General features: G+C 67.8%; 23 protein-coding genes and 3 tRNA genes. 12 read left to right on the top strand and 14 right to left on the bottom strand.

Annotated features, from left to right (window positions below; translation table 11 throughout):
- The first annotated feature begins 453 nt into the window (after positions 1-453).
- Positions 454-1,398, top strand: coding sequence for an endonuclease/exonuclease/phosphatase family protein (locus ACJH7A_RS25230; protein ID WP_212806955.1), 945 nt, complete (start codon positions 454-456; stop codon positions 1,396-1,398).
- 1 nt (position 1,399) lies between these two features.
- Here the strand turns inward: ACJH7A_RS25230 and ACJH7A_RS25225 are convergent, their stop codons facing one another.
- Positions 1,400-2,059: a M15 family metallopeptidase gene (locus ACJH7A_RS25225; protein WP_212806956.1), complete on the bottom strand. Its 660-nt coding sequence runs from the start codon at positions 2,057-2,059 to the stop codon at positions 1,400-1,402.
- 79 nt (positions 2,060-2,138) lie between these two features.
- A complete protein-coding gene (locus ACJH7A_RS25220; protein WP_244872773.1) occupies positions 2,139-2,837 on the bottom strand; it encodes a TetR/AcrR family transcriptional regulator in 699 nt (232 codons plus the stop codon).
- Between the two features lie 320 nt (positions 2,838-3,157).
- Here ACJH7A_RS25220 and ACJH7A_RS25215 point away from each other — a divergent pair, with 320 nt between their 5' ends.
- From ACJH7A_RS25215 to ACJH7A_RS25190, 6 genes are read left to right on the top strand one after another with little or no spacing between them, the layout of a single operon-like run.
- Positions 3,158-4,015, top strand: coding sequence for an SDR family NAD(P)-dependent oxidoreductase (locus ACJH7A_RS25215; protein WP_212806957.1), 858 nt, complete (start codon positions 3,158-3,160; stop codon positions 4,013-4,015).
- Positions 4,012-4,875 (top strand): SDR family NAD(P)-dependent oxidoreductase, encoded by an 864-nt coding sequence (locus ACJH7A_RS25210; protein ID WP_212806958.1) that lies wholly within the window; start codon positions 4,012-4,014, stop codon positions 4,873-4,875. Before ACJH7A_RS25215 ends, ACJH7A_RS25210 begins: the two co-directional genes overlap by 4 nt.
- 5 nt (positions 4,876-4,880) lie before the next feature.
- Complete coding sequence (locus tag ACJH7A_RS25205) at positions 4,881-6,407, top strand: NAD(P)/FAD-dependent oxidoreductase (protein WP_212806959.1); 1,527 nt, start codon at positions 4,881-4,883, stop codon at positions 6,405-6,407.
- Positions 6,404-7,933: a flavin-containing monooxygenase gene (locus tag ACJH7A_RS25200; protein WP_406802892.1), complete on the top strand. Its 1,530-nt coding sequence runs from the start codon at positions 6,404-6,406 to the stop codon at positions 7,931-7,933. Before ACJH7A_RS25205 ends, ACJH7A_RS25200 begins: the two co-directional genes overlap by 4 nt.
- Positions 7,930-8,958 carry an alpha/beta hydrolase gene (locus ACJH7A_RS25195; RefSeq protein WP_212806961.1) on the top strand — a complete coding sequence of 343 codons (1,029 nt, stop codon included), beginning with the start codon at positions 7,930-7,932 and terminating at the stop codon, positions 8,956-8,958. Before ACJH7A_RS25200 ends, ACJH7A_RS25195 begins: the two co-directional genes overlap by 4 nt.
- Positions 8,959-9,002: 44 nt before the next feature.
- On the top strand, positions 9,003-9,284 hold the full coding sequence (locus ACJH7A_RS25190) for a hypothetical protein (RefSeq protein ID WP_212806962.1): 282 nt from the start codon (positions 9,003-9,005) through the stop codon (positions 9,282-9,284).
- A gap of 61 nt (positions 9,285-9,345) precedes the next feature.
- Here ACJH7A_RS25190 and rplA read toward each other — a convergent pair whose 3' ends face one another.
- The 12 genes from rplA to ACJH7A_RS25130 all read right to left on the bottom strand — a co-directional run bounded on the left by rplA (position 9,346) and on the right by ACJH7A_RS25130 (position 15,234).
- A complete protein-coding gene (rplA, locus tag ACJH7A_RS25185) occupies positions 9,346-10,056 on the bottom strand; it encodes a 50S ribosomal protein L1 (protein ID WP_061001845.1) in 711 nt (236 codons plus the stop codon).
- Between the two features lie 92 nt (positions 10,057-10,148).
- A complete protein-coding gene (gene rplK / locus ACJH7A_RS25180; protein ID WP_020101322.1) occupies positions 10,149-10,580 on the bottom strand; it encodes a 50S ribosomal protein L11 in 432 nt (143 codons plus the stop codon).
- Positions 10,581-10,651: 71 nt separating this feature from the next.
- Complete coding sequence (gene nusG / locus ACJH7A_RS25175; RefSeq protein WP_406783900.1) at positions 10,652-11,395, bottom strand: transcription termination/antitermination protein NusG; 744 nt, start codon at positions 11,393-11,395, stop codon at positions 10,652-10,654.
- Between the two features lie 136 nt (positions 11,396-11,531).
- Positions 11,532-11,996: a preprotein translocase subunit SecE gene (gene secE, locus ACJH7A_RS25170; protein ID WP_212806964.1), complete on the bottom strand. Its 465-nt coding sequence runs from the start codon at positions 11,994-11,996 to the stop codon at positions 11,532-11,534.
- A 63-nt stretch (positions 11,997-12,059) separates the two neighbouring features.
- Positions 12,060-12,132: transfer RNA gene (locus ACJH7A_RS25165), tRNA-Trp, on the bottom strand.
- A 144-nt stretch (positions 12,133-12,276) separates the two neighbouring features.
- Complete coding sequence (gene hadC, locus ACJH7A_RS25160) at positions 12,277-12,789, bottom strand: (3R)-hydroxyacyl-ACP dehydratase subunit HadC (RefSeq protein ID WP_212806965.1); 513 nt, start codon at positions 12,787-12,789, stop codon at positions 12,277-12,279.
- Positions 12,790-12,791: 2 nt separating this feature from the next.
- Complete coding sequence (hadB, locus tag ACJH7A_RS25155) at positions 12,792-13,220, bottom strand: (3R)-hydroxyacyl-ACP dehydratase subunit HadB (RefSeq protein WP_212806966.1); 429 nt, start codon at positions 13,218-13,220, stop codon at positions 12,792-12,794.
- Positions 13,207-13,686, bottom strand: coding sequence for a (3R)-hydroxyacyl-ACP dehydratase subunit HadA (gene hadA / locus ACJH7A_RS25150; protein WP_212806967.1), 480 nt, complete (start codon positions 13,684-13,686; stop codon positions 13,207-13,209). The genes hadB and hadA overlap by 14 nt, the downstream gene beginning before the upstream one ends.
- A 9-nt stretch (positions 13,687-13,695) precedes the next feature.
- Entirely contained in the window at positions 13,696-13,863 is a 168-nt protein-coding gene (gene rpmG, locus ACJH7A_RS25145; protein WP_059015841.1) for a 50S ribosomal protein L33, read from the bottom strand.
- Between the two features lie 35 nt (positions 13,864-13,898).
- Positions 13,899-13,975, bottom strand: a tRNA-Met gene (locus tag ACJH7A_RS25140).
- 67 nt (positions 13,976-14,042) lie between these two features.
- Positions 14,043-14,115, bottom strand: a tRNA-Thr gene (locus ACJH7A_RS25135).
- 279 nt (positions 14,116-14,394) lie between these two features.
- Positions 14,395-15,234 carry a hypothetical protein gene (locus tag ACJH7A_RS25130; RefSeq protein ID WP_406802891.1) on the bottom strand — a complete coding sequence of 280 codons (840 nt, stop codon included), beginning with the start codon at positions 15,232-15,234 and terminating at the stop codon, positions 14,395-14,397.
- Between the two features lie 266 nt (positions 15,235-15,500).
- Here ACJH7A_RS25130 and ACJH7A_RS25125 point away from each other — a divergent pair, with 266 nt between their 5' ends.
- The 5 genes from ACJH7A_RS25125 (at position 15,501) to ACJH7A_RS25105 (ending at position 24,571) form a co-directional block, all read left to right on the top strand.
- Entirely contained in the window at positions 15,501-16,214 is a 714-nt protein-coding gene (locus ACJH7A_RS25125) for an MBL fold metallo-hydrolase (protein ID WP_212806968.1), read from the top strand.
- Between the two features lie 100 nt (positions 16,215-16,314).
- The gene (locus tag ACJH7A_RS25120) at positions 16,315-17,151 is read left to right on the top strand and encodes a hypothetical protein (RefSeq protein WP_212806969.1); all 837 of its coding nucleotides are present in this window, start codon (positions 16,315-16,317) and stop codon (positions 17,149-17,151) included.
- A gap of 75 nt (positions 17,152-17,226) precedes the next feature.
- Positions 17,227-17,925 (top strand): crotonase/enoyl-CoA hydratase family protein, encoded by a 699-nt coding sequence (locus ACJH7A_RS25115; protein ID WP_212806970.1) that lies wholly within the window; start codon positions 17,227-17,229, stop codon positions 17,923-17,925.
- A 47-nt stretch (positions 17,926-17,972) separates the two neighbouring features.
- Positions 17,973-21,263: an exodeoxyribonuclease V subunit gamma gene (recC, locus tag ACJH7A_RS25110; RefSeq protein ID WP_212806971.1), complete on the top strand. Its 3,291-nt coding sequence runs from the start codon at positions 17,973-17,975 to the stop codon at positions 21,261-21,263.
- Entirely contained in the window at positions 21,263-24,571 is a 3,309-nt protein-coding gene (locus ACJH7A_RS25105) for a UvrD-helicase domain-containing protein (RefSeq protein WP_212806972.1), read from the top strand. Before recC ends, ACJH7A_RS25105 begins: the two co-directional genes overlap by 1 nt.
- Positions 24,572-24,593: the final 22 nt, after the last annotated feature.

The raw sequence follows: 24,593 nt of genomic DNA, 5'->3' as shown, positions 1-24,593 counted from the left end.
CACACCCAGCCAACCAGACACCCCAATCACAGGCCGACAGCAGCTGACCGTTCTACACCCTCAATCATGAAGAGCCCCAATACATGCCGTCCTCCTCACCCCGAACGACCGGCCAGCGAATTGTTACGAGGCCGTCGATGAATGGCGGAGACATTACCGCCAATGACGGCAACAAATCTGCAGAACCGTTGGAGAAATAAACATACCTATGGTCAACAACCAGGTAGAACGCCATTGTCTATTCACAGCCCACTGATAGACTCCTGACAGAATTCTCCAATGATTTCACGCATCCGCGTTACATAGCACACGTAATTACCGAGCTCAGCAAATACGAATTATCGTTGCCAAAGTCACCGGGACGAGGCAGAACATACGTCCGGTACATTTTTCGGAACAGCTCGACGCGAGCCGGCACGGCCAACACGAGAAGTGCGGAGGCAAATCATCGCGATGTGGCATTCAGTTCTGACATACGCCGGTGCCATCACGCTGTGCGCAGCCGCGGCCGGCCTCGCGGTGCGGTGGGTTCCGATCGTCAACCGCACACTGTTGGCACTGGCCGCCGGCGCCCCGTATGCGCTCATCGGCGCCCCCGTGGCCGCCATCCTGTTCGGCGCCGCAGGAAACTGGCCGCTGGCAGCGGTCGCGGTCGGCACCACCGTCGTCGCGGCCGTCATACAACTACCCCTGTTCCGCCGCGCGAAGGCGCCGTCGGGGACGGCACTGCGGTTCCTGTCGGCAAATCTGCGCTACGGGCGGGCCGACGCCGAAGCCGTCGTCCGGTACGCCGAGGAGAGCGCGGATATCGTTGCGCTGCAAGAACTCACGCCCGCGGCGCTGGCGCGGCTGGAGTCGGCCGGGCTCGACCGGCTGTTCCCGCACCGGGCGCTGCGCGAGATGGACGAACCCGGGGGCGTCGGGCTCTGGAGCCGTCACCCGATCAGTGACATCCGCATCGACGACGGCTTCTGGCTGGGAATGCTGGCCGCCGACGTCCACCTGCCCGAGGCACCCGCCCCCACCCGCGTGCTGACGGTGCACCTGTCCGCGCCCTGGCCCGACCCGCTACAGGGCTGGCGCGACGACCTGGCGCGACTGGCGGGCACGTTGCTGACGGCTGCCCGGGCAAGCACGGGCCCCGTGCTGCTGGCCGGTGACCTGAACGCGACTCCGGACATGCGGGAATTCCGCCGGCTGCTGCGGCAGGGCTATCAGGACGCCGGCGCACAGGCCGGCGCCGGGGTGGTTCGCACGCATCCGTCCGACATCGTCGCGCCACCGGTCTTCGCGGTCGACCACATCCTCACGCGCGGCTACGTGGCCACGTCGCTGCGGACGCTGCAGGTACCCGGTTCCGACCACCGGGCCCTGCTGGCGCAGTTGGTCGCCGGTTGACTCAGTTCACCGGCACGTCGAGGATCGGGCGCGGCTCGGATGCGCCAGGCCCGTTGAAGTGCCACCACTCCCCCGGGTACACAGTCAGCCCACCGGCGACCATCGCGTCGCGCAGTCGCGCGCGGTTGGCCTGCTGTGCGGGGGTGACGCCCGTGGTCGCGTAGGCCGTCGCGCGCGGCGTGAAGTCGTCGAAATCGGTACCCATGTCGACGCCGGTGATGGTGACGTCCACCGACCGACCGGACTCGTGGCTGCGGGCGAACTGGCTGGGTTTGGCGACCCAGTTCGGGTCCGGCACGGCCTGGAACATCCGGACCTGCACGTCATGCGGGCGGTAGCAGTCCCAGAACGTCAGTACCTCGCCGTGCGCGCGCAGAATCCGGGCGGCGGTGGCCAGCCCCGGCGCCATGGACTCGTGGATCAGGCACCGGGCATCGGCGGGATACAGCGGGACACCGACGAAGTTGTTCGGGGTGGCGTAGCGCAGGTCGATCACCGCATCGGGGACGACGGACCGGACGTCGATCAGTCCGGCCGCAGCGGCCTGCGGTGACACCGGCGGCGGGGCGGGCTGTGGTGCTGCCGAGGCCGCGCCGAGGTCCGGCCCGAAGTTCCCGACCGACAGCAGCGCGCCCAAGGCGACGAGTGTTCGCACGAACATGTGTCGAGGTTGCCAGATCCCGGCACCGGACAACCACGGGATCACCGGATGTCGCGGTGTGCCAACGCGGTCGGCGCGCTCAGCGGCTGGGCGACGCCGGCTTCCTGGTGTTCTTGGTGCCGGCCCGCTTCCCCTTGGTCGGCCCGGGCTTGTCGCACTGATCGTCCGCGGCCTGCGGTGTGGCCAACCGATCCATCCACATCCGCAGCGTGGTGACCAGCAGCGCCGCACTCTGGTCGGCGTCGGCCATCCCGATCGCCTGAGATATCGCCAATCCGCTTCCGGTCGCCACGATGGCGTCGATCGCCTCGTCCAAGCGCGGGTCTGCGGCGTCGACGCCCTCGGGTATCAGGTCCTCGACCATCACCCGGACCGACTCCCGGAACCGATCGATGGTCTCCCTCGTCCCGGCGGTCTGCTCCGGGTCTCCCAAGGTGCTCAACAGGTACTCCGAACCGAGCACCGTGAGCGGGATGTCCGAGGACAACCGGGACCACCAGGTCGCCAGCGCCCCGAACCTGTCGTCCATCGAATCAGATTCGCCGACAAGCATTTCCAGCAGTTTGGTGGTTTCCGCGAGGTACCTCGTGCGGAGGACTTCGAGGCACAGCGCCTCTTTGCCCGCGAAGTTGCTGTAGACAGCACCGATGGTGCGCCCGGCGTCAGCCGCGATGGCTGCGATGGAGGTGCCGTGATAGCCGTTCGCATAGAAGAGCCGCGCCGCCGAATCGAGCACCTCCTGGCGCGTCTGCGCCTGACTCTCTGCGCGTGTCAACACTTTCCGAGCCGCCACAGTGTCCTCCGCAGGTCCGCCCACCGGTCGCCGGCGAGAGGCCAGACTACCGCCTCGGCGCGCTCCAAATTTGATATTGCCCCCATATTCAAATAGGGCTACTATCCGAAATGTGACATCGGCTCCACGGCAAGCAGCCCGACGGCGGCGCCCTGGCGATGCCCGCGATGAGCACGACGTAGGCCCGGCGACGCATTCCCGCCTACCGAAATTGATTACCGCTCAACTCTTTTCATGAGGTCGACCCAAGGAGTCGAAATGACCGATACACACAGCTCACCCAGCGCCACCGACGGATGTCGGCCATGACGGTGGCAGTGGTGACGGGTGGCGGCAGCGGCATCGGACGTGCGACGGCCGTGCGGTTCGCCCGCAACGGCTCCGAGGTCGTCGTGGCCGACATCAACGAGCAGACCGGCAAGGAAACGGTCGACCTCATCCAGGACGCGGGCGGCCGCGCGGTGTTCCGGCGACTCGACGTCGCCGACCTCACCGACTGGGAGGATTTCACCGACCGGGTGTGCGCCGAACACGGCGTGCCCGACGTCGTCGTCAACAACGCCGGCATCCTCATCGGTGGTGGGTTCCTGGAGCAGTCCAACGCGGACTGGCGGCGAATGATCCAGATCAACATGATGAGCCCCCTGGTGGGATCTCGGTTGTTCGTGCAACGCATGACGGACGCCGGGGTGCGCGGCCACATCGTCAACGTGTGTTCGGTCGGCGCGTTCATGCCGACGCCCATCGCCCCCTCGTATGTGGTCGCCAAGGCCGGCGCGTGGTTCGGCACCCAGGCGCTACGTGCGGAGTTCGGTGACAAGGGCATCGGCGTCAGCGCGATCTGCCCAGGGCTGATCCGAACCAGCCTGGCCGCCAACGGGACTCGCGGCGGCGTCGACGACAGCGACAGTTCGGACTGGGCGGCCAAGCTCGCCGCCGGCCACCGTTACATCGGCCGGTCCCCCGACCGGGTGGCCGCCGCGATCGAACGCGCGGTGCGCTGGAACCTCTCGACGGTCCCGGTCGGCGTCGAGGCCTGGGCCGGCTGGTACCTGTACCGGCTGTCACCGAGTGCGGCCCGCGGTCTCTACGGCCTGTTCACGATGTCGATCGCCGACAAGGCAGTCGCCCTGTCGGGCAGGCTGTTCGGAGGGAAGCGATGAAGAACGTCATCGTCACCGGCGCGGGGGCCGGTATCGGGCGTGAGACGGCAAAGCTGTTCGCCGCCAAAGGCGGTCGGGTCATCGTCGCAGACATCGACATGCCGGCCGCGAAGGAGACGGCCGAACAGATCGTCGGCGCAGGCGGCCAAGCCGTCGCCTACCGGCTGGACGTGGCCGCCGACGACGAGTGGGAGGCCTTCGGCGAGTGGATGTTTGCCCACTTCGGCGCACCCCACGTGCTGATCAACAACGCCGGCGTCATGGACCTCGGCGGGTTCGTGGAGATGAGCGCCGCGCAGTGGCAGCGCGAGATCGACATCAACCTGATGAGCGTCATCTACGGGTCACGGGTCTTCGCGCAACAGATGATCGACGATGGGATTCCCGGCCACATCGTCAATCTGTCGTCGGCGGCCGCGTACTTTCCATCGGGGCTCGAGCCCGCGTACGGCGTCGCGAAGTCGGCCGTCCTGATGGCCTCGCAGGCGCTACGAGTGGAGTTGCGCAGCAAAGGGATCGGCGTGACCGCGATCTGCCCGGGCGCCATCCGGACCAACCTGCTCGCCAACGGCCAACGGGCCGGGCTCACCGCGGAGCAGCAGGCGGCGTGGCGCGAGACCGCGGGCGGTATGCAGCGATACGCCTACACCTCACCGCAGAAGGTTGCCCGGGCGATCGAACGGGCCGTGCGGTGGAATTCGGCCGTCGTACCGGTCGCACCGGAATCCTGGCTGCTGTACGGGCTGTTCCGGTTCTCCCCCAGCCTCACGCGCGCAGTTCTCGCGCGCGCGTCCTTCGACCGCATCGAATCCGTGATCCCGGTCGCCGGCAAGGCACTCGCCCGGCTGACCGGGAAATAGGAGATATGACAATGACATCCAGCCCCGAATTCGAGGTCGTCGTCATCGGTGCGGGCTTCGGCGGCATCAACGCCGGCGTCCGGCTCCGGCAGGCCGGCATCGAGAACTTCGTCATCCTCGACAAGTGGGACAAGGTCGGCGGGACGTGGCACGCCAACCATTACCCCGGCGTCGCGGTCGACATTCCGTCGTTCATCTATCAGTTCAGCTATCACCAAAAAGGCGACTGGTCGCGGCTTTTCGCACCGGGCCACGAAATTCAGGCGTACGCCGAGGAGGTCGTGGATGCCCACGGGCTGCGGCCGAAGCTGCGCCTGAACACCACGGTCACCGGATGCCGGTTCGACGAGGCGAACGACATCTGGCACGTCAGTACCGATTCCGGCGAGGTGACGGCCCGGTTCATCATCGCGGGCATCGGCGGCCTGGAGGTGCCGAACCTCCCGGATATCGCGGGCATCGACAGCTTCGGCGGGACGGTGCTGCACACCGCCGCCTGGGATCACAGCGTCGATCTGCGCGGTAAGCGGGTCGGCGTCATCGGCACGGGCGCCAGTGCGCTGCAACTGATTCCGGAGGTCGCCAAAGTCGCCGCCCACCTCACGGTGTTCCAGCGCACCCCGATCTGGGTCGCGCCCAAGCCAGATTGGCACACGGGCCGGGTCACCAGGGCGGTGCTGGGCACCCCGATACTGCGCGCGCCGTTGCGCGCGATCGGCATGGTGGGCGTCGAACTCGGTGTCGGCGCCGGCATGCTGCACGGGCGGCGGATGCAGCCGCTCATCCGCGGCGCCGAAGCCGCGCTGAAACTCTGGATGCGCACGCAGGTCAAGGATCCGGTGACGCGCGAGAAGCTCACCCCGAAGTACCTGCTGGGCTGCAAGCGACCGTCGATGCACAACGAGTACTTCAAGACCTACAACCTGCCGCACGTCGATCTGGTGACCGACCCCATCGAGAAGGTCACCCCCGACGCGGTGGTGACCGAGGGCGGCGCGGCGCACGACATCGATGTGTTGGTGTGCGCCACCGGATTCAAGGTCATGGCCAAGGGCAGCACGCCGCCGTTCCCGACCCTGGGCCGTGACGGCGTCGATCTCAACGAGTTCTGGGAGGCCAACCGCTACCAGGCGTACCAGGGCGTCTCGGCACCGAAGTTCCCCAACGCCTTCCTCGTCATCGGGCCGTACGCCTACGCCCCGGGCTCGTATCTGGTGTTGATCGAGTCGACCGGGGACCACGCCGTGCGCGTGATCACCGAGGCCCGGCAGCGTGGCGCCACCCGCGTCGAGGTCAAGCAGGAGCCGCACGACCGCTTCTTCGCGGACATGCAGAAGCGCGTCGCCGGAACTCCCCTGATGACCTCGGCGTGTGGCGGCTCCAACACGTATTACCTCAATCATCACGGCGACGCCGCGGCGTTCCGCCCGACCACGGTTCTGGAGATGCGCTGGGCGAACCGGCATTTCCCGCTGTCGGACTACCGTTTCACCCGCAACACCGTGCACGTGCCCGAAGAGGTGAGCGCATGAGTACGACGCCGCAATTCGAGGTCGCCGTCATCGGCGCCGGGCCCGGCGGTATCGCCGCGGGCGTGAAGCTCCGCAAGGCCGGCATCGACGACTTCGTCATCCTGGAGCGCGCCGACGATGTCGGCGGCAGCTGGCACGAGAACCACTACCCGGGTCTCGGCGTGGACATCCCGACCATCGCGTATCAGTACTCGTTCGCGCGCAACGCCAACTGGGATCGTTTCTTCGCCAAAGGCGCGGAGGTCAAGCAGTACCACGTCGATGTGGCCCGAAAGTACGGGCTGTACTCGCGTATCCGGTTCAATACCAACGTCGAACGGGAGGAGTGGGACGACACCGGTAACTTCTGGAAGCTGCATGCCGCCGACGGCTCCGTCATCACGGCACGGTTCGTCATCAGCGCGGTGGGCGCGTTCGTCCGGCCCAAGGAAGACGTCGGGATTGCCGGCGCGAAATCGTTCAAGGGCAAGGTGCAGCGGCCGACCGATTGGGACCACGACTACGACATGACCGGCAAGGCCGTCGGCATCATCGGCACGGGAGCCAGTGCGGTGCAGATCATTCCGGCGATCGCACCGGAGGTCGGCAATCTGACGGTGTTCCAGCGCACCCCGGTCTGGTCCATTCCCAAGCCGGACTTCCGGGTACCGGCGGTGATGAAGAAGGTGCTGGCGATCCCCGGTGTGCAGGCCACGATCCACGGCGGCGTGCTGGTCGTGGTCGACCTGATTCTCCGTGGGGCACTGCGGACCTCGCATTCGACGCTGGATCGAGCCGACGCGCTCTGCATCCGCGGCTACCGCAGATTCGTGGCCAGAACGGTGCACGACCCGGAAACCAGCGCGAAGCTGACACCGAACTTCGGTCTGCTCGCCAAACGGCCGACCATGTCCAACGGATATCTGCAGGCCTACAACCGCACCAACGTGTCGCTGGTGACCGATCCCATCGAGAAGATCACGCCGACCGGCGTCCGGACCCGCGACGGAATGCTCCACAAGCTGGACGTGCTGATCCTGGCCACCGGCTACGAGGTGTTCTCCGATCCGGAGACGTATCGCCCGGGAACCGTCGTGGGCCGGGCCGGTTTCGATCTCGCCAAGTTCTACAACGAGGAAGGCCTGCAGGCGTACGAGAGCGTCTCGGTGCCGGGGCTGCCCAACCGGTGGACGCTGTGCGGCCCGTACTCGTGGACCGGGTCGGGCTGGCACGCCTTCGTCGAGATGACCGCGGACCACGCCGTCCGCGCGATCACCGAGACCCGCCGCCGCGCGGCGCACGTCTGCGAGATTCGCCCGGAGGCCGCCGACGCCTACCATCGCACGACCTACCGACGTGCGGAACCGTTGCGCTACTACCTCGGCGACCTCAACGGGCATGTGCCCACCTACTACCGGAACTCGCAGGGCGACACCACATACATCCGTCCCTCCGGTTTCTTCGAGGCCAGCCGCGGCAACCGCAGATTCCCGCTGGACGACTACCGCTACGAAATCCCGGCCACCACCGCGGGCGTGCACGCATGAGTGCGATCGATTCGGTGACCATCGAGTTGCCCAGCCGCGCGAGCCGGTCACTGCGCGTCGCCGATGCGCTGGGCCGCAGGACAATTCGGCCCGCACTCGACGGTATCGCCCGGCTGGCCTGGCGCGGTCCGCTGCGCGGCACGCCCGCGTTCCGCATCGCCAACCGCGCCGAGTTGATCACCGTCCCGCTACGGCCGCCGCGCGGCACCCGCCGCCGCGCCCTGCGCTTCGCCACCTGCCGCGCGGAATGGCTGTGGCACAAGACGATCGCCGGCCCCGACGACGTCACCGGCGGTGCCATCCTCTACTTCCACGGCGGTGGTTTTGTGGCTGGTGGACTGCACAGCCATCGCCGGATCGCGGGCCGCATCGCCCGCGCCGCAGGTATCCCGCTGCTCAACGTCGACTACCGGCAACTGCCGGCGGCCCACATCACCGACACTGTCGCCGACGCGCTCGATGCCTACCAGCATCTGCTCGGGTTGGGCTTCGCTCCCGAAAAGATCGTGTTCGCCGGCGATTCCGCGGGCGGTGGCCTGGCCTTCGCCGCGGCGCTGGCCGCACGCGAGCGCCGGCTGCCGATGCCCGGCGGCATCGTCGCCATCGCGCCGTGGGCCGAATTCGATCCGGCCCGCAGGCTCGCCCACGCCAACGATCGGACGGACGCCGTGTTGTCGGCCTTCACCCTCTCGGTCCCCGCCCTGGTCGGTTTCGCGGCCGGCGGCGAGCTGGACCCGCGCTGGTCGCCGGTGAACCACGACTTCACCGGGCTCCCACCGGTTTTCATCCAGGTGGGCTCGACCGAAGTACTCCTGGCCGACGCCGAACAACTGGCTCAGTGCTGCCGCGCGGCCGCGGTGCCCTGCACCCTGCAGATCTGGGATCGCGCACTGCACGTCTTCCACGCCGGGGCCGACATCCTTCCGGATGCCCGGGCCGCCATATCCGACATGGGCCGCACCATCCGCGCATTCGTCGACACCGGCGCCCCGTCTCTGCCGACCGGGCGCAGCACGGCGGCATGACCCGACGACAACATCGCCTCGCAACCGAACAGAACGGAATCTCCATGCCCCAGCCGCTGTTTCGCCAACGCATCACCGCCTGGATGCAGCTCCGTCCGGCCCCGATTCCCGTGCTCTGGCGCGGGGTGGACGGCATCCACTTCACCGCGGATGCGGTGATCCGGCTGATCGAGAAGGCCCACATGGGAATTCGGGATCAGATCGTGCTGCCGACGGCCACGAGAGTCGGTGTGGCGCCTGCGGCCATCGACACCTTCCGCCGACGGCACACGCAGTTCTTCGGCCGGGTGTACCGCGGACTGCGCACCATCCACTGGTACGTCTGACAACAAAGAACCCCCGCACGACCGAAGTCGTACGGGGGTCCTTCGTGAAATCGGATTCGGCTTACGCCTCTTCGGTGAAGTTCCGGGTGACGGCCGGGTCGACCGGGATGCCCGGGCCGGTGGTCGTCGAGACGGTGACCTTCTTCAGGTAACGGCCCTTCGACGACGACGGCTTGGCGCGCAGCACCTCGTCCAGCGCAGCACCGTAGTTCTCGGCCAGCTTGACCTCGTCGAACGACGCCTTGCCGATGATCAGGTGCAGGTTGGCCTGCTTGTCGACGCGGAAGTTGATCTTGCCGCCCTTGATGTCGGACACGGCCTTGGCCACGTCCGGGGTGACGGTGCCGGTCTTCGGGTTCGGCATCAGACCACGCGGGCCGAGGACGCGGGCGATCTTACCGACCTTCGCCATCTGATCCGGCGTCGCGATCGCGGCGTCGAAGTCGGTCCACCCACCCTGGATACGCTCGATCAGGTCATCGCTACCGACGGCATCGGCGCCGGCGGCCACAGCGGCCTCGGCCTTCTCACCAACCGCGAACACCACTACGCGGGCGGTCTTACCGGTGCCGTGCGGCAGGTTGACGGTGCCACGCACCATCTGGTCTGCCTTACGAGGATCGACACCCAGCCGGATCGCAACCTCGACGGTCGCATCCTGCTTCTTCGAGGACGTCTCCTTGGCCAGCTTGACGGCCTGGAGCGGGGTGTACAGGTTGTCGCGGTCCACCTTCTCGGCAGCTTCGCGGTATGCCTTGCTGTTCTTGCTCATTTGAATCTCCAGTTCAGAGGTTGTGGTTAGCGAGCCGAAGCGGGCTCTTCCACGTATTGCTCAGTTCGAGTACCCGACGTGTACGGGACGAACTATTCGACGGTGATGCCCATCGAGCGCGCGGTGCCGGCGATGATCTTGGCAGCGGCGTCGATGTCGTTCGCGTTGAGATCTTCCTTCTTGGTCTCGGCGATCTCGCGGACCTGGTCCCAGCTGATCTTGGCGACCTTGGTCTTGTGCGGCTCGGACGAACCCTTCTGGATACCCGCAGCCTTGAGCAGCAGCCGGGCAGCCGGCGGGGTCTTCAGAACGAACGTGAACGTGCGGTCCTCGTAGACGCTGATCTCGACGGGGATGACGTTTCCACGCTGGCTTTCTGTCGCGGCGTTGTACGCCTTGCAGAACTCCATGATGTTGACGCCGTGCTGGCCGAGCGCCGGACCCACGGGCGGGGCGGGGTTGGCCGCGCCGGCCTGGATCTGAAGCTTGATCAGCCCGACGACCTTCTTCTTCTTCGGGGCCATTGGTGTGGTGTTCCTTTCTAGGTAGTCGCGGCGCGACTACGTTCCTGCTAACCGGGAGCCGAGGCTCGCGATTAAATCTTGCTGACCTGTGTGAAGGTCAATTCGACGGGTGTCTCGCGTCCGAAGATGGACACCAGCACCTTGAGCTTCTGCTGTTCGGCGTTGACCTCGCTGATCGACGCGGGCAGCGTGGCGAACGGGCCGTCCATGACGGTGACCGACTCGCCGACCTCGAAGTCGACCAGGATCTCCGGACGCGCGAGGGTGGCTTCGCTGTCGGCACCCGACGTAGCGGCGGCCGCGGTCGCCTTGGCGGGCTTCTTCGCGGCGCCCTGCGGCAGCAGGAACTTCACGACGTCGTCGAGCGACAGCGCCGACGGCTTCGAGGTCGCGCCGACGAACCCGGTCACACCCGGGGTGTTGCGCACGGCGCCCCACGACTCGTCGTTCAGGTCCATGCGCACCAGGATGTAGCCCGGCAGCACCTTGCGGTTGACCTGCTTGCGCTGGCCGTTCTTGATCTCGGTGACCTCTTCGGTCGGCACCTCGACCTGGAAGATGTAGTCGCCGACGTCCAGGTTCTGCACGCGGGTCTCGAGGTTGGCCTTCACCTTGTTCTCGTAACCGGCGTACGAGTGGATGACGTACCACTCGCCTGCCTGACGACGCAGCTGCTTCTTCAGCGCGACCGCGGGATCCTCGTCCTCGGGCTCCTCGGCGACGGCTTCCGCCGTCTCGTCGACGACCACGTCGGTCGCCTCGGGCGCTTCCTCGGCGTCGGCCGAGTCGGTGTCCAGGGTGTCGTCAGCGTCCACGGTGTCGTCCGAGGTCTCCACCGACTCGACTGCCTCGGCGGTCACGTCGGACTCGTCCGAAGGTGTCTCGCCATCGAAAGTCACGGTAGTCAGTCCTCTCTTACGTTCTTGAGCTCGTCCCGGCGGGCGCTCGGCGTCAGCCGAACACCCACATGACGAGCTTGGCGAGACCGAAATCGACCCCACCGATCAGCGCCACCATGAAGACCAGGAACACCAGCACGACGGTCGTGTAACCGATCATCTGCTTGCGGTTCGGCCAGATGACCTTGCGCAGCTCGGCGACGACCTGCTTGAGGTAGTTCCAGACGAACACGAACGGGTTCCGAGTGGGGCCCGTCTTCTTGGACTTGTCAGCCTTCTTCGGCTTGGACTTCTTGCCGGCCTCGGCCGCGCTGTCCTCGGCGTCGGAGTCCGTGTCGCCGGTCTCGACGTCCGATTCGGACTCGTCGACCTCGACGGCCCGCCGGGCCCGCTTTCCGGTCGGACGCGCCGGACGCGTCACAACTGCGGTCTGGCCCTGCGACTCGCTTTCGCTCGCGTCGGTGCCCGCATCAGTACCGGCGCCTGCGGAGCCGGCACTATCGCGCTCGTCGCTCACCGCATGCCTTTCGTCTGTTCCAGGTGGTCACATTTCCAGTGTCCACATCGGTATTCAGTTGAGCAGGGGCGACAGGACTTGAACCTGCAACCTGCGGTTTTGGAGACCGCTGCTCTGCCAATTGAGCTACGCCCCTTCAGCACCGGCCAGGCCGGCGCTTCCGGTTGGGTCCTCACACAATTCGCGCGCTCCCCGATCGGTCGATGTGTAACCGACGGACAGCGCGCTGAAAAGGGTGGATCCCCGAGGACCGAGTGTACATCGGCCCCAGTCTGAGTTACTAATCCGCTCCGACGGCCGAACGCAAAACCTGGCCCGTTTCGCGGTCGTAGCGCACCGACACCGAGTTGTCGCCCTCGTGGCCCATCAACGTCGTGAAGGCCTCCATGATGACGCTGCCGTCGTCGTCGGTGAGGGTGTTGCGGGTCATCACGATGTCGGCGCCGAACCGGTGCTCGACGGAGATGATCTCGACGGTCGCGTGCAAGCGGTCACCGACCAGGATCGGGCGGTGGTACACGAACTTCTGGTCGACCTGGATGATCTGCATGGTCTCCATGCCGACATCGACGACGCGGAAGAAGTCCTGCTGGACCAGCAGTGCGACGATCGCCACGAACGTCGGGCCGGCGACGATGGCCTTGTGACCCAACTCGGCCGCGGCGGCTTCGTCCATCGAAACGGGGTGGTCGGACTTGACGGCCTTGGCGTACTGCCGGACCTGCTCCCGGCCCACGACGAAGACCTGCGGGTACTTGTGGACCATCCCCAGGATGTTGGGATTCAGCGGCATGACTACGCCAACTTCGCGGTGGCGACGGCGCGGCCGAAGATCTTCTTGCCGCCGGTGGTGGCAGAGAGCGCGATGGTGACCGACTTGGATTCCTCGTCGACCGACTTCACGCGGCCGCTGAAGATGAGCTCAGCGCCGACGCCGTCGTTCGGGACCGGGACCACAGAGGTGAAGCGGACGTTGTACTCGGTCACGGCAGCCGGGTCGCCGACCCAGTTGGTGATGTAGCCGCCGCCGAGGCCCATGGTCAGCATGCCGTGGGCGATCGCGGTGTCCAGACCGACCTGCTTGGCGATCTCGTCGTCCCAGTGGATGGGGTTCAGGTCGCCGGAGACGCCGGCGTAGTTGACCAGGTCCTGCCGGGTCAGCTGGTAGGTCTTCTCAGGCAGCGCGTCGCCGACCTTGACCGAATTGAACTCACGAAGTGCCATCTGAGAATCCTCCCTGTCCGTCCTCGTCACCCGAGCGACCCGCCAAGGTCGTGTAGGCCTCCTGCACGACCTCATCACGGTCATTCGTGATGATGTTCTTGGTCACGATGATGTCGGTGCCGTGTGCCTGACGGAACGAGTCGACGTACACATCGCAGTACAGCTTGTCCCCGGCCTTGATCGGCTGCAGGAACTTCAGCGACTGGTCGACCTGGACGATCTGGGCATCAGAAATGGCGATGCCGGCATCGCCGAACATCGCGAATTGGGCTTGGTAGCCGAAGATGCAGATGAAGGTCAGCGGCGCGAGCAGCGCGTCGTGGCCGAGCTCGGCGGCCGCCGACTCCTGGTGGAAACACGCGTCGTCGTTCTGAACGGCAGTCGCGTGCTCACGGATCTTCTCGCGACCGACCTCGTAGCACTCGGGATGCCGGTAGTGATAGCCGACAATGTCCGCCAGACCCACGACGAGTGACTAACGCGACTCTTTGTGCGGCTGGTGCGTACCGCAGTTCGGGCAGAACTTCTTCAGCTCGAGCCGATCCGGGTCGTTGCGGCGGTTCTTCTTGGTGATGTAGTTACGGTGCTTGCACACCTCGCAGGCCAAGGTGATCTTCGGCCGTACGTCGGTACTCGACGCCACGTCTCTGCCTCTTTCGCTTCGAATCTCTGTTGTGCTGGTAGCGGTGGGGAGGCTCGATCTCCCGACCTCACGATTATGAGTCGTGCGCTCTAACCAGCTGAGCTACACCGCCCCGACAGACACAGGCGGCGCAGCGGCGGATTTTTACTTCCGTCGCTCCGCTCGCCATATGTCCACCGAGCCCCCTAACGGAATCGAACCGTTGACCTTTTCCTTACCATGGAAACGCTCTGCCGACTGAGCTAAGGGGGCCTGACCCTCGGTTTCGAACTGTCGGTTACGACCGTCTGCCCCGTGGGCCTTAAAGAGGTTACCGTCTCGCGGTTTCACCTGCCAAAACGGCAGCTCAACCACGCTATTTCGGCCTGTTCGGGCGGTCCCGCCGCGGGTCTGCTCCGGGTTTGTCCCTGGCTTAGTCCAATGCCGCCTCGGTTGTTCATCGGTTGAAGTCAGGTACTTCTGCGGCGCCGAAACGATCCCTGAGCTCAATCGCCCGTCTCACCCAGACACTCTGATTGAACCCAGGTACGTCTACGCCGCCCGCCACCCCCGGCGGTACAACGCTGCCGCGACCCGGGCCAGGACGTCATCGTCGGTGTCCTCCTTGATCACCCTGATGACGATCCAATTCCGCGCCTCGAGCCTCGGTAGCGTCTTCAGGTCGCGGACATACTGCTCGCGATCGGTCTGGTGGTGGCCTCCGTCGTATTGCACTCCGACCAGCAGGTGCTTCCAGCCCATGTCGAACTTGGTGATCAACCGATTGCCGTCATGAACCGGGATCTGGGTGTCGGTAGGGCGCATCCCCGCGTCGGTGAGCAGCAACCGCACCCGCGTCTCCTGCGGCGACTCGGCCCCGTCGTCGCTCAGCTCGAGCGCCAGGCCGAGCTGAGCGAGACGGCGCGCCCGCGGATACCGTGCGATGAGCGGCTGAACTTCGTCGGCGCCGACCCGGCCCACCCACAGCAGTGCGTCGATCCGGGCGACCGCCGCATCCCGGTCGAGGTGGCGGCCCAGGTCGAAGATCGTCCGCCCCGGCGTGGTGACCGGAATCCCGTCATACGTGGTGACCTCGTCCGCGGCGTACGCCTCATTCCGCACGATCAGCCCGCTCGGCGGGTTGCCGTTGCGCCAGAGCATCTCGATCGGCACGTCGTCGTCGACGTATTTCGCCCAATGCAGCGCCGATGCCGCCACGCCTGTGATGACACCCCGCCGGCCGGACCACAACCACGCACCGCGAGCGCGATCTCGGACGGTGGGCTCGAACGGTCCGTAGACGTCCGGGAACATGCGCCTGTAGTGCCGACGCAGGTCATTACGCGTGACCTTTCCCGCGGCCAATGCCTCGCTGCCGATGAATACCCCCATGACGCGATGTTGTCGGCGGCCTCCGACGCTGCGGCGAGCATCCGCCAGAGGCAGGTTTCGATCTGTGGATGAACGTCGCACTGTGGATTGCTCGGCCCCCGCGAAGTCCCTGGCTTCAATGAGCGAGCGCGCCAACCCCTCGTGATTGACGTCAGGGACGCCGCGCACCCGAAATCTGTACCTGGCTTCAATTGGCACGAGATATGCGCTCGGAGATTGAAGCCACGCACTTCAACGCGGGCCAACCGCCCTCCTAGGCTGTCGGCATGCCTGATGACCGCCTGTATTTCCGCCAGCTGCTCGCCGGTCGCGACTTCGCCGCGACGGACCCGATCGCCCAGCAGATGCGCAACTTCGCCTACCTCATCGGCGACCGGGAGACCGGCGACTGCGTGGTGGCCGACCCGGCCTACGCTGCGGGCGATCTGGTCGACGTCCTCGAGGGCGACGGCATGCACCTGTCCGGCGTGCTCGTCACCCACCACCACCCCGACCACGTCGGCGGCTCGATGATGGGCTTCGAGCTCAAGGGCCTGGCCGAGTTGCTGGAGCGGGTCAGCGTGCCGGTGCACGTCAACGCCCACGAGGCGGACTGGGTGTCCCGGGTGACCGGCATCGCACCGTCGGAGCTGACGCCGCACCAGCACGGCGACGTAGTGCAGGTCGGGGCCGTACCGATCGAGCTGCTGCACACCCCAGGGCACACCCCCGGCAGCCAGTGCTTCCTGCTCGACGGCCGGTTGGTGGCCGGCGACACGCTGTTCCTGGAGGGCTGTGGCCGCACCGATTTCCCGGGCGGGAACGTCGACGACATGTTCCGCAGCCTGCAGGCGCTGGCCGCCCTGCCCGGCGATCCGACGGTCTTCCCCGGGCACTGGTATTCGGCCGAACCCAGTGCGCCACTCGACGACGTCCGTCGCACCAATTACGTCTACCGGGCACGCGACCTGGACCAGTGGCGCATGCTCATGGGCGGCTAGCAGCGCAGCTACCTTTCGCTCTCCGTTGTACAAGTCAACCAGCGAATATTAGTCTCAGTGTCGGATAAAACCGATCGGGACTTGACGACTGGATGGCGCGGTGGACTGGATATCTCAACGCTGGGACGACCTGACAGGCCTGGGATCAGGCAGCTGGCTGGCCATCGCGGCGTGGGCCGCACTGGCGTTCGGCATCGTCGTACTGATCGTGGTGAACCGCCAGCTGTCCAAGAATCGCCAGCTCAAGCAGGATCAGGTGCGCCCGCAGGTGACCATGTTCATGGAGCCGCACGCGTCGGACTGGCATCTGATCGAGCTCGTGGTCCGCAACTTCGGGCAGACCGCGGCGCACAACATCTCGTTCGATTTCACGCACCACCCGACGGTCGCCATCTACGAGGATTCCGACCATGACGGCGAACTCGATGTCACCGAGCTGCGACTGCCCAGCGAACTCTCGGTCCTGGCTCCGGGGCAGGAGTGGCGAACCATCTGGGACTCGGCGATCAGCCGCGAGGAGCTGGGTGGGTCCATCCGGTCGCGATTCGAGGGGACGCTGACCTACTACGACGCGCCGGCGCCCGTGCAGGGCAAGAAGTCCCGCTTCGGGCGCAAGCCCCGCGAGTTCGAGTCGAAGGCGGTGCTCGACTGGGCGGCGCTGCAGCCGGTGCAGCGGCTGGAGCTGATGACGACGCACGACCTCGCCAAGCGCGAGAAGCAGAAGCTCGAACTGCTGCGCAGCGTGCTGACGTACTTCCACTACGCCTCCAAGGAGACGCAGCCCGACGTCTTCCGCGCCGAGATCGACCGGATGAACCGGGCGGTCCGCGAGACGCAGGACCGGTGGCGCAGCCGCGCTTCCGACGAGACCACGGAACTGGAAATCCAGTGGTTCGACGACGGCCCCAAGGGCCGGCACCGCAACGCCGTCCACTGACAGGACGCCTCCGAAGGCACGTCTAGCATCGGCTCACACCTGTTCCCGGCCCGGGAACCGACCGAGGGAGAGCCGATGAGCACCGTCACCTACTCCGTGACCGATGCGGTTGCCACGATCACGCTGGACGACGGCAAGGTCAACGTCCTGAGCCCGACGATGCAGGAGAACATCAACGCCGCGCTGGATCAGGCCGAGCAGTCGGACGATGTCAAGGCCGTCGTCATCGCCGGCAACAACCGGGTCCTGAGTGCCGGGTTCGACCTCGCGATCTTCGGCTCGGGTGACGCGGCGGCCGGGTTCGCCATGCTGCGCGGCGGCATCGAACTCGACGCCCGGCTGCTGCGCTTCCCCGTCCCCGTGGTGATCGCCGCGACCGGACACGCGATCGCCGGCGGCTCGTTCCTGCTGTGCTCGGGTGACCATCGGGTCGGCTCGGCCACGATGCGGTGCCAGGCCAACGAGGTGGCCATCGGCATGACGGTGCCGCAGTCCTGCATCGAAATCCTCCGGCTGCGACTGACCAATTCGGCCTTCCAGCGGGCGGTCGGCCTGGCCGCCACGTTCACCGGCGAGGAAGCCCGGGCGGCCGGCTGGGTGGACGAGATCGTCGACCAGGAGCACGTGCTGAGCCGCGCCCAGGAGGTGGCCGCGGGATTCGCCGCGACGCTGCACCCCAAGCATCACCTGGCCAGCAAGCTCAAGGCCCGCGCCGGCGGACTGGCCGCGATCCAGGCCGGCATCGACGGTCTGGCCGCCGAGTTCGCCGGGTAACGCCACACATCGACAAAGCTGTCGGTACGCCGACCTAGGGTGGTCCGATGGCGCTACACCTGCACCGAGCCGAAGACACCGGCGCGCTGGCCGCCGGGCTGGGTGCACTGCTCGCCGAACCGCCGGCGGATCCGTTCGCCTCCGAGCTGGTGCTGGTGTCCGCCCGCGGTATGGAGCGCTGGCTCAGCCAGCAGCTGTCCCATGCGCTCGGCCGCGGCACGGCGAACGACGGTGTGTGTGCGGGTATCGAATTCCGCTCCCCCGCATCGCTTCTCGCGGAGATCACGGGGACGGCCGACGACAACCCGTGGGAGCCCGACGCCCTGGTGTGGCCGCTGCTGGAGGTGCTCGACGAGCTGGGCGCAAACCACCCCTGGGCGGGCACCCTGGCCGCGCACCTCGGCTACACCGCGCTGGGCAATCCCGAGGAGACCCAGTTGCGGCAGGGCCGTCGGTACGCGGTGGCCCGGCGGCTGGCGGGCCTGTTCGACACCTACGCCAAAGCCCGGCCGGCGATGCTCGCCGACTGGCTGACGGGCGGCGAGTCCGACGGCGCGGGCGGCCGGCTGGACGACGACCTGCGGTGGCAACCGCACCTGTGGCGCGCGACCGCCGAACGTGTCGCTGCCGACCCGCCCCCGGTGCGGCAGGCGAAAACCATTGCCCGGCTGGTCGATTCGCCGTCCGAGCTACCCCCGCGGCTGTCTTTGTTCGGGCACACCCGGTTGCCCGCGGCAGATCTCGAACTGCTCGGGGCCTTGGCGACCCACCACGATCTGCACCTGTGGCTGCCGCACCCCAGCGACCCGTTGTGGCAGGCGCTGTCCGATCTGCGCGGGCAGGAGCTCCGGCGCCAGGACAGCAGCCGGTTGCGGGTAGGCCACCCCCTGCTGCAGACCCTGGGCCGCGATCTGCGGGAGCTGCAACGCGGCCTGCCAGCCGCGCAGTCCGATCGGTTCCACCCCCGCAGCGGATTCCCGGACACGCTGCTGGGCCGGCTGCAGTCCGACATCTCGGCCGACGAGGTGCGGCCCGGCGGGCGCCGGCTGGCCAAGGGCGACCGGTCCGTGCAGATCCATCGCTGCCACGGCGCGGCCCGGCAGATCGATGTCCTGCGTGATGTGCTGCTGGGCCTGCTCGACGACGACGAGACCCTGCAGCCGCGCGACATCCTGGTCATGTGCCCCGACATCGAAACCTATGCGCCGCTGATCACCGCGGCGTTCGGGGCGGGCGAGCATGCCGACCTCGGCCACCCGGCCCAGAGCCTGCGGGTCCGGTTGGCCGACCGCGCGCTGACCCAGACCAATCCCCTGCTCGGGGTGCTGGCCGAGCTGCTCGACATCGCCGACGGCCGGGCCACCGCCAGTGCGGTGCTGAGCCTGGCGCACAGCGAGCCGGTGCGCCGGCGCTTCGCGTGGGGCGACGACGACCTCGTGGACCTCACCGAATGGGTTGGCGCGGCGGGCATTCGGTGGGGTTTCGACGCGGCGCACCGCACCCCGTACGCGCTGCAGCGATACCCGCAGAACACCTGGCAGTTCGGGGTCGACCGACTGCTCGTCGGCGCCGCGATGTCCGACGATTCGCAGGGCTGGCTCGGTACCGCGTTGCCGCTCGACGACGTCGACTCGAACCGCGTGGAACTGGCCGGCCGGTTGGCCGAATACGTCCAGCGGTTGTGCGGTGTCGTCGACCGGCTCACCGGCGCGCAGCCCCTGGACAGCTGGGTGGAGATCCTGCGCGACGGCGTCGCGCAGCTCACCCGCGTCGGCCCCGACGAGCAGTGGCAGCAGGCGCAACTCGACCGTGAACTCGCGAAAGTGTTGACCCACGCGGGTTCTCGGTCCGGCACGACGCTGCGGCTGCCCGATATCCGGTCCCTGCTGCGCCGGCAGCTGGCCGGCCGCCCGACCCGCGCCAACTTCCGCACCGGCACACTGACGGTGTGCACCATGGTCCCGATGCGCTCGGTGCCGCATCGCGTGGTGTGCCTCGTCGGGCTCGACGACGGCGTCTTTCCGCGCACCAACATCGCCGACGGTGACGACGTCCTGGCCCGTCGCCCGCTCACCGGTGAACGCGACATCCGTTCGGAAGACCGGCAGTTGCTGCTCGATGCGATCTGCGCGGCCACCGACACCCTGGTCGTCACCTACACCGGCACCGACGAACACTCCGGCGAGCACCGGCCGCCCGCGGTCCCGGTACAGGAGCTGCTCGACGCGCTGGACCGGACCACGACCGAACCCGTCCGGGACCGCATCGTGGCCGACCACCCGTTGCAGCCCTTCGACATCCGCACCGTCGCCTGTGACGAGCTGGTACCCGACCGGCCGTTCACCTACGACCCGGCGGCGTTGCGCGGGGCCAGGGCCGTCCTGGGCGAGCGCCGGCCGAAGCCGCGGCTCATCGACGGCCCGCTGGACGAATCGCCCTGCGGTGACGTCGAACTCGCCGAACTGTTGCGGTTCTTCGCGAACCCGGTGAAGGGGTTCTTCCGGGCACTGGACTACACGCTGCCGTGGGACGCCGACGAATTGTCCGATGCCATCCCGGTCGCCATCGACGGCCTCGGCAAGTGGGCGGTCGGGGAACGCATGCTCGACGACCTGAAGATCGGCCGCGACCCGGACTTCGTCATCGGCGCCGAGTGGCGGCGCGGCACGCTGCCCCCGGGCCGGCTCGGCTGGCGGCAGGCCAACGAAATCCGCGGTGAGGCCCTCGAACTGGCAACCGCCGCCCGGACGCTGCAACGCGGCGAGGCGAGTGCGCTGGACATCGACGTCGACCTGGGCCAGGGCCGCAGGCTCACCGGCACCGTCGCGCCGGTGTGGCAGGACCGCACCGTGACGGTCACCTATTCGAAGCTGGGCGCCAAGCACCGGCTGCAGGCCTGGGTCACCCTGGTGGCGCTGGCGGCAGGTGCGCCGGAACGCGAATGGGAGGCGTACTGCATCGGCCGCGGCCCACGGGGCGGCGTGCACGCCATGGGGTATCGGCCTCCGGAGCAACCGCTTTCGGTGCTGCGGGACCTGGTCGCGATCTACGACGCGGGCCGCCGCGAACCGCTACCCCTGCCGTTGAAGACGTCGCTGGAGTGGGCGCGGGCGCGGCTGTTCGACGACCCGGTACCGGAGCGGGGCGCCGAGTCGGAATGGCGGTTCGAGAAGGACGGTGCCGAATACGTGGAGGTCTGGGGGCCGGCCGCGCCGTTGCACGTGTTGCTCGACCCGCCGCGACCCGACGAGCTCGCCGTCCGCGGCGAGACCACGCGCCTGGGCGCCTACGCGGCCCGGCTGTGGCAGCCGCTGCTCGACGCGGAACGGCGGGTCTGATGGACGCGTTCGATCTGCTCGGCCCGCTGCCGGAACCGGCGACGACGACGGTGCTGGAGGCCAGCGCCGGCACCGGAAAGACCTATGCCCTCGCCGGTCTGGTGACGCGGTATGTCGCCGAGGGTGCCGCGACGCTGGACCAGATGCTGCTGATCACCTTCAGCCGGGCGGCCACCCGCGAACTGCGCGAACGGGTGCGGGCGCAGTTGGTGAGGACCGTTGCCGCCCTGGGTGATCCGTCCGGGGACGACGACGACCTGATCCGTCACCTGGCGGACGTCGCGCCCGACGAACTGGTGCTGCGCCGGGCCCGGCTGCGCGACGCGCTGTCGGATTTCGACGCCGCGACCATCGCCACCACGCACGAGTTCTGTGGGCTGGTGCTGCGTTCCCTCGGCATCGCCGGCGACACCGATTCGGGCGCGCAGTTGGTGGAGAGCCTCGACGATCTGGTCGGCGAGATCGTCTCCGACCTGTACCTCACGACCTACGGAGACCAGCGCGACGAGCCCGCGCTGAGCTTCGCCGATGCGCTCGATCTGGCCAAGCGCGTCGTCGGCGATCCCGGCGCGCAGCTGCGACCCGAGACCGCCGACCCGGACAGCGTTGCCGCGCAACGCCTCTCGTTCGCGCGGGCGGTGCTCGAGGAGCTCGAACGCCGCAAGCGCCGGCTGGGGGTACTGAGCTTCGACGACCTGCTGAGCCGGCTCGCCACCGCGCTGGAGGAGCCCGACGCACCGGCGCGCGAGCGGATGCGCCGGCGCTGGCCGATCGTCATGGTCGACGAGTTCCAGGACACCGACCCGGTGCAGTGGCAGGTGATCTCGCGGGCCTTCGTCGGGCACAGCGCCGTGGTGCTGATCGGCGACCCGAAGCAGGCCATCTACGCGTTCCGCGGCGGTGACATCGTCACCTACCTGGATGCCGCGCGCAGTGCCGACCAGCGGCTGACGCTGGCCGAGAACTGGCGCAGTGACAAGGTTCTGGTGGACCGGCTGCAGACCGTGCTCAAGGGTGCGGCGCTCGGCGACAACGACATCGTGGTGCACCCCGTCGAGGCCCGCACCGAATGTCATCGGCTCACGGGAGCACCGCACAACGACCCGTTCCGGCTGCGGGTCGTCGCGCGCACGGAGTTCGGGACGCCGCAGCGCCGCATGGTGCCGATCGGCCAGTTGCGGCCGTACATCGCCAAGGATCTCGCCGCCGACATCTCGGTGCTGCTGGCCAGTGGCGCGCAGTTCGACGGCCGGCCGCTGACGGCCGGCGACATCGCGGTGATCGTCGACAGTGGCCTGGACGCCGTCCCCTGCCGGGATGCGCTGCTGGACTTGGGTATTCCGGTGGTGTACTCGGGCGACACCGACGTGTTCGCCTCGACCGCGGCGGCCGAGTGGCTGCGGCTGCTCGATGCCTTCGACACCCCCAACCGCAGCGGTGTGGTGCGGGCCGCCGCGACCACCATGTTCTTCGGCCACCGCGCGGCCGATCTCGCCGCCGGCGGCGACGAGCTGACCGACCAGATCACCACCACCATCCGGCAGTGGGCCGGCCTCGCCCGGGACCGGGGCATCGCGGCGGTGTTCGAGGCGGTGGTGTCGCTGGGTCTGCCCGAGCGGGTACTCGGGCATCGGGGCGGCGAGCGGCACATGACCGACCTGGCGCATGTCAGCCAGCTCCTGCACGAGACCGCCCATCGCGAGCGTTATCACCTGCCGGCCCTGCGGGATTGGTTGCGCCGCCAGATCAAGGACCGCGGCGGCCCGGCCGAACGCAACCGCCGGTTGGACAGCGACGCCGCCGCGGTGCAGATCATGACGGTGTGGCGCAGCAAGGGGCTGCAGTTCCCCGTCGTGTATCTGCCGTTCGGGTTCAACCGGTTCGTCAAGGCCGACACGGTGTTGCGGTTCCACGACACCGACGGCACACGGTGCCTGCACGTCGGCGGTGCCGGGGCCACCGACCGGGCCGCGGCCGAGCAGGCGGGCCTGGCCGAGACCGCCGGTGACAACGTCCGGCTGACCTATGTCGCGCTCACCCGCGCACAGTCACAGGTGGTGGCATGGTGGGCACCGTCGCGGGACGAACAGAACGGTGGCCTCTCGCGGCTGCTGCGGGGCCGCCGGCCCGGCGCCACCGCGGTGCCGGACTGCGTTGTCCCGCAGACACTTTCCGACGACGACGCGCTGGCATGTTTCACCGCGTGGGAGCACGCGGGCGGTCCGGTGGTCGAGGCGGCCGAGCCCGTCACCCCGATGACGCCGCCGGCACCGGAGGCACCGGTGGACCTGGACGTGCGGCATTTCCACCGCAGCATCGACACCTCTTGGCGACGGACGTCGTACTCGGCGCTGGTGCGCGTCGTCCACGACGACGGGCAGGCAGTGACCAGCGAACCGGACAGCGCGCTGCGGGACGACGAATCCGCCGACGTCGTGCCCGAGGCCCCACCGCCACTGTCCGGCAACGTGCCGTCGCCCATGGCGCAGCTGCCCGCGGGCGCCGCCTTCGGCTCGTTGGTGCACGCCGTGCTGGAACGTGCCGACCCGCTGTCCGGAGATCTGACGGCCGAACTCGCGGCCCGGATCGACGAGCAGGCCGGGTTGTGGAACGTCGAAGTGCCCACCGCTGAACTGGCTTCGGCGCTGGTGCCGATGCACGACACCCCGCTCGGCCCGCTGGCGCCGGGCCTGACGCTGCGGCAGATCGGGCTGCGGGACCGGTTGCGGGAACTGGATTTCGAGATGCCGCTGGGCGGCGGCCAGGACCGGCCCGACGCCGCGCGGGACATCCGGCTCGGCGACGTCGGCTTGCTGGTGAGCGAGCTGCTGCCGGCCTCGGATCCGCTGTCGGCCTACGGCGCGCGACTGCAGGCCGAACCGTTGGGACACCAGCGGCTGCACGGCTACCTGTCGGGTTCGATCGACGCGGTGCTGCGGGTTCCGGGCGAGAGCGGCCACAAGTACCTGGTGGTGGACTACAAGACCAACCGGCTGGGCGACTTCGGCACCGAGAACACCGCGGCGGACTACACGGCGCCGCGGCTCGCCGAGGCCATGATGCATTCCGACTACCCGTTGCAGGCATTGCTGTATTCGGTTGTGCTGCATCGGTTCCTGCGGTGGCGGCTGCCCGGCTACGAGCCCGCCCGGCATCTGGGCGGCGTGGCCTATCTGTTCGTCCGGGGCATGTGCGGCCCGGCGACCCCCGTGGTCGACGGTCACCCGTGCGGCGTGTTCAGCTGGCAGCCGCCGGTCGAGCTGGTGAGCCGGCTTTCCGACCTGTTGGACCGAGGGACGGCAGCATGACGGCACCACTGGAGGCAACACC

Origin of the sequence: Mycobacterium sp. SMC-17 (assembly GCF_045310915.1) — a bacterium.
Classification (GTDB): Bacteria; Actinomycetota; Actinomycetes; order Mycobacteriales; family Mycobacteriaceae; genus Mycobacterium.
This window is presented reverse-complemented; position numbering and strand designations above follow the sequence as displayed.

Excerpts from the sequence above, each read along its gene's own strand:
- ACJH7A_RS25230 (WP_212806955.1), top strand. The coding sequence starts at position 454 with ATGTGGCATTCAGTTCTGACATACGCCGGTGCCATCACGCTGTGCGCA.
- ACJH7A_RS25225 (WP_212806956.1), bottom strand. The coding sequence starts at position 2,059 with ATGTTCGTGCGAACACTCGTCGCCTTGGGCGCGCTGCTGTCGGTCGGG.
- ACJH7A_RS25215 (WP_212806957.1), top strand. The coding sequence starts at position 3,158 with ATGACGGTGGCAGTGGTGACGGGTGGCGGCAGCGGCATCGGACGTGCG.
- ACJH7A_RS25210 (WP_212806958.1), top strand. The coding sequence starts at position 4,012 with ATGAAGAACGTCATCGTCACCGGCGCGGGGGCCGGTATCGGGCGTGAG.
- ACJH7A_RS25205 (WP_212806959.1), top strand. The coding sequence starts at position 4,881 with ATGACAATGACATCCAGCCCCGAATTCGAGGTCGTCGTCATCGGTGCG.
- ACJH7A_RS25200 (WP_406802892.1), top strand. The coding sequence starts at position 6,404 with ATGAGTACGACGCCGCAATTCGAGGTCGCCGTCATCGGCGCCGGGCCC.
- ACJH7A_RS25195 (WP_212806961.1), top strand. The coding sequence starts at position 7,930 with ATGAGTGCGATCGATTCGGTGACCATCGAGTTGCCCAGCCGCGCGAGC.
- ACJH7A_RS25190 (WP_212806962.1), top strand. The coding sequence starts at position 9,003 with ATGCCCCAGCCGCTGTTTCGCCAACGCATCACCGCCTGGATGCAGCTC.
- rplA (WP_061001845.1), bottom strand. The coding sequence starts at position 10,056 with ATGAGCAAGAACAGCAAGGCATACCGCGAAGCTGCCGAGAAGGTGGAC.
- rplK (WP_020101322.1), bottom strand. The coding sequence starts at position 10,580 with ATGGCCCCGAAGAAGAAGAAGGTCGTCGGGCTGATCAAGCTTCAGATC.
- hadC (WP_212806965.1), bottom strand. The coding sequence starts at position 12,789 with ATGCCGCTGAATCCCAACATCCTGGGGATGGTCCACAAGTACCCGCAG.
- hadB (WP_212806966.1), bottom strand. The coding sequence starts at position 13,220 with ATGGCACTTCGTGAGTTCAATTCGGTCAAGGTCGGCGACGCGCTGCCT.
- ACJH7A_RS25130 (WP_406802891.1), bottom strand. The coding sequence starts at position 15,234 with ATGGGGGTATTCATCGGCAGCGAGGCATTGGCCGCGGGAAAGGTCACG.
- ACJH7A_RS25125 (WP_212806968.1), top strand. The coding sequence starts at position 15,501 with ATGCCTGATGACCGCCTGTATTTCCGCCAGCTGCTCGCCGGTCGCGAC.
- ACJH7A_RS25115 (WP_212806970.1), top strand. The coding sequence starts at position 17,227 with ATGAGCACCGTCACCTACTCCGTGACCGATGCGGTTGCCACGATCACG.
- recC (WP_212806971.1), top strand. The coding sequence starts at position 17,973 with ATGGCGCTACACCTGCACCGAGCCGAAGACACCGGCGCGCTGGCCGCC.
- ACJH7A_RS25105 (WP_212806972.1), top strand. The coding sequence starts at position 21,263 with ATGGACGCGTTCGATCTGCTCGGCCCGCTGCCGGAACCGGCGACGACG.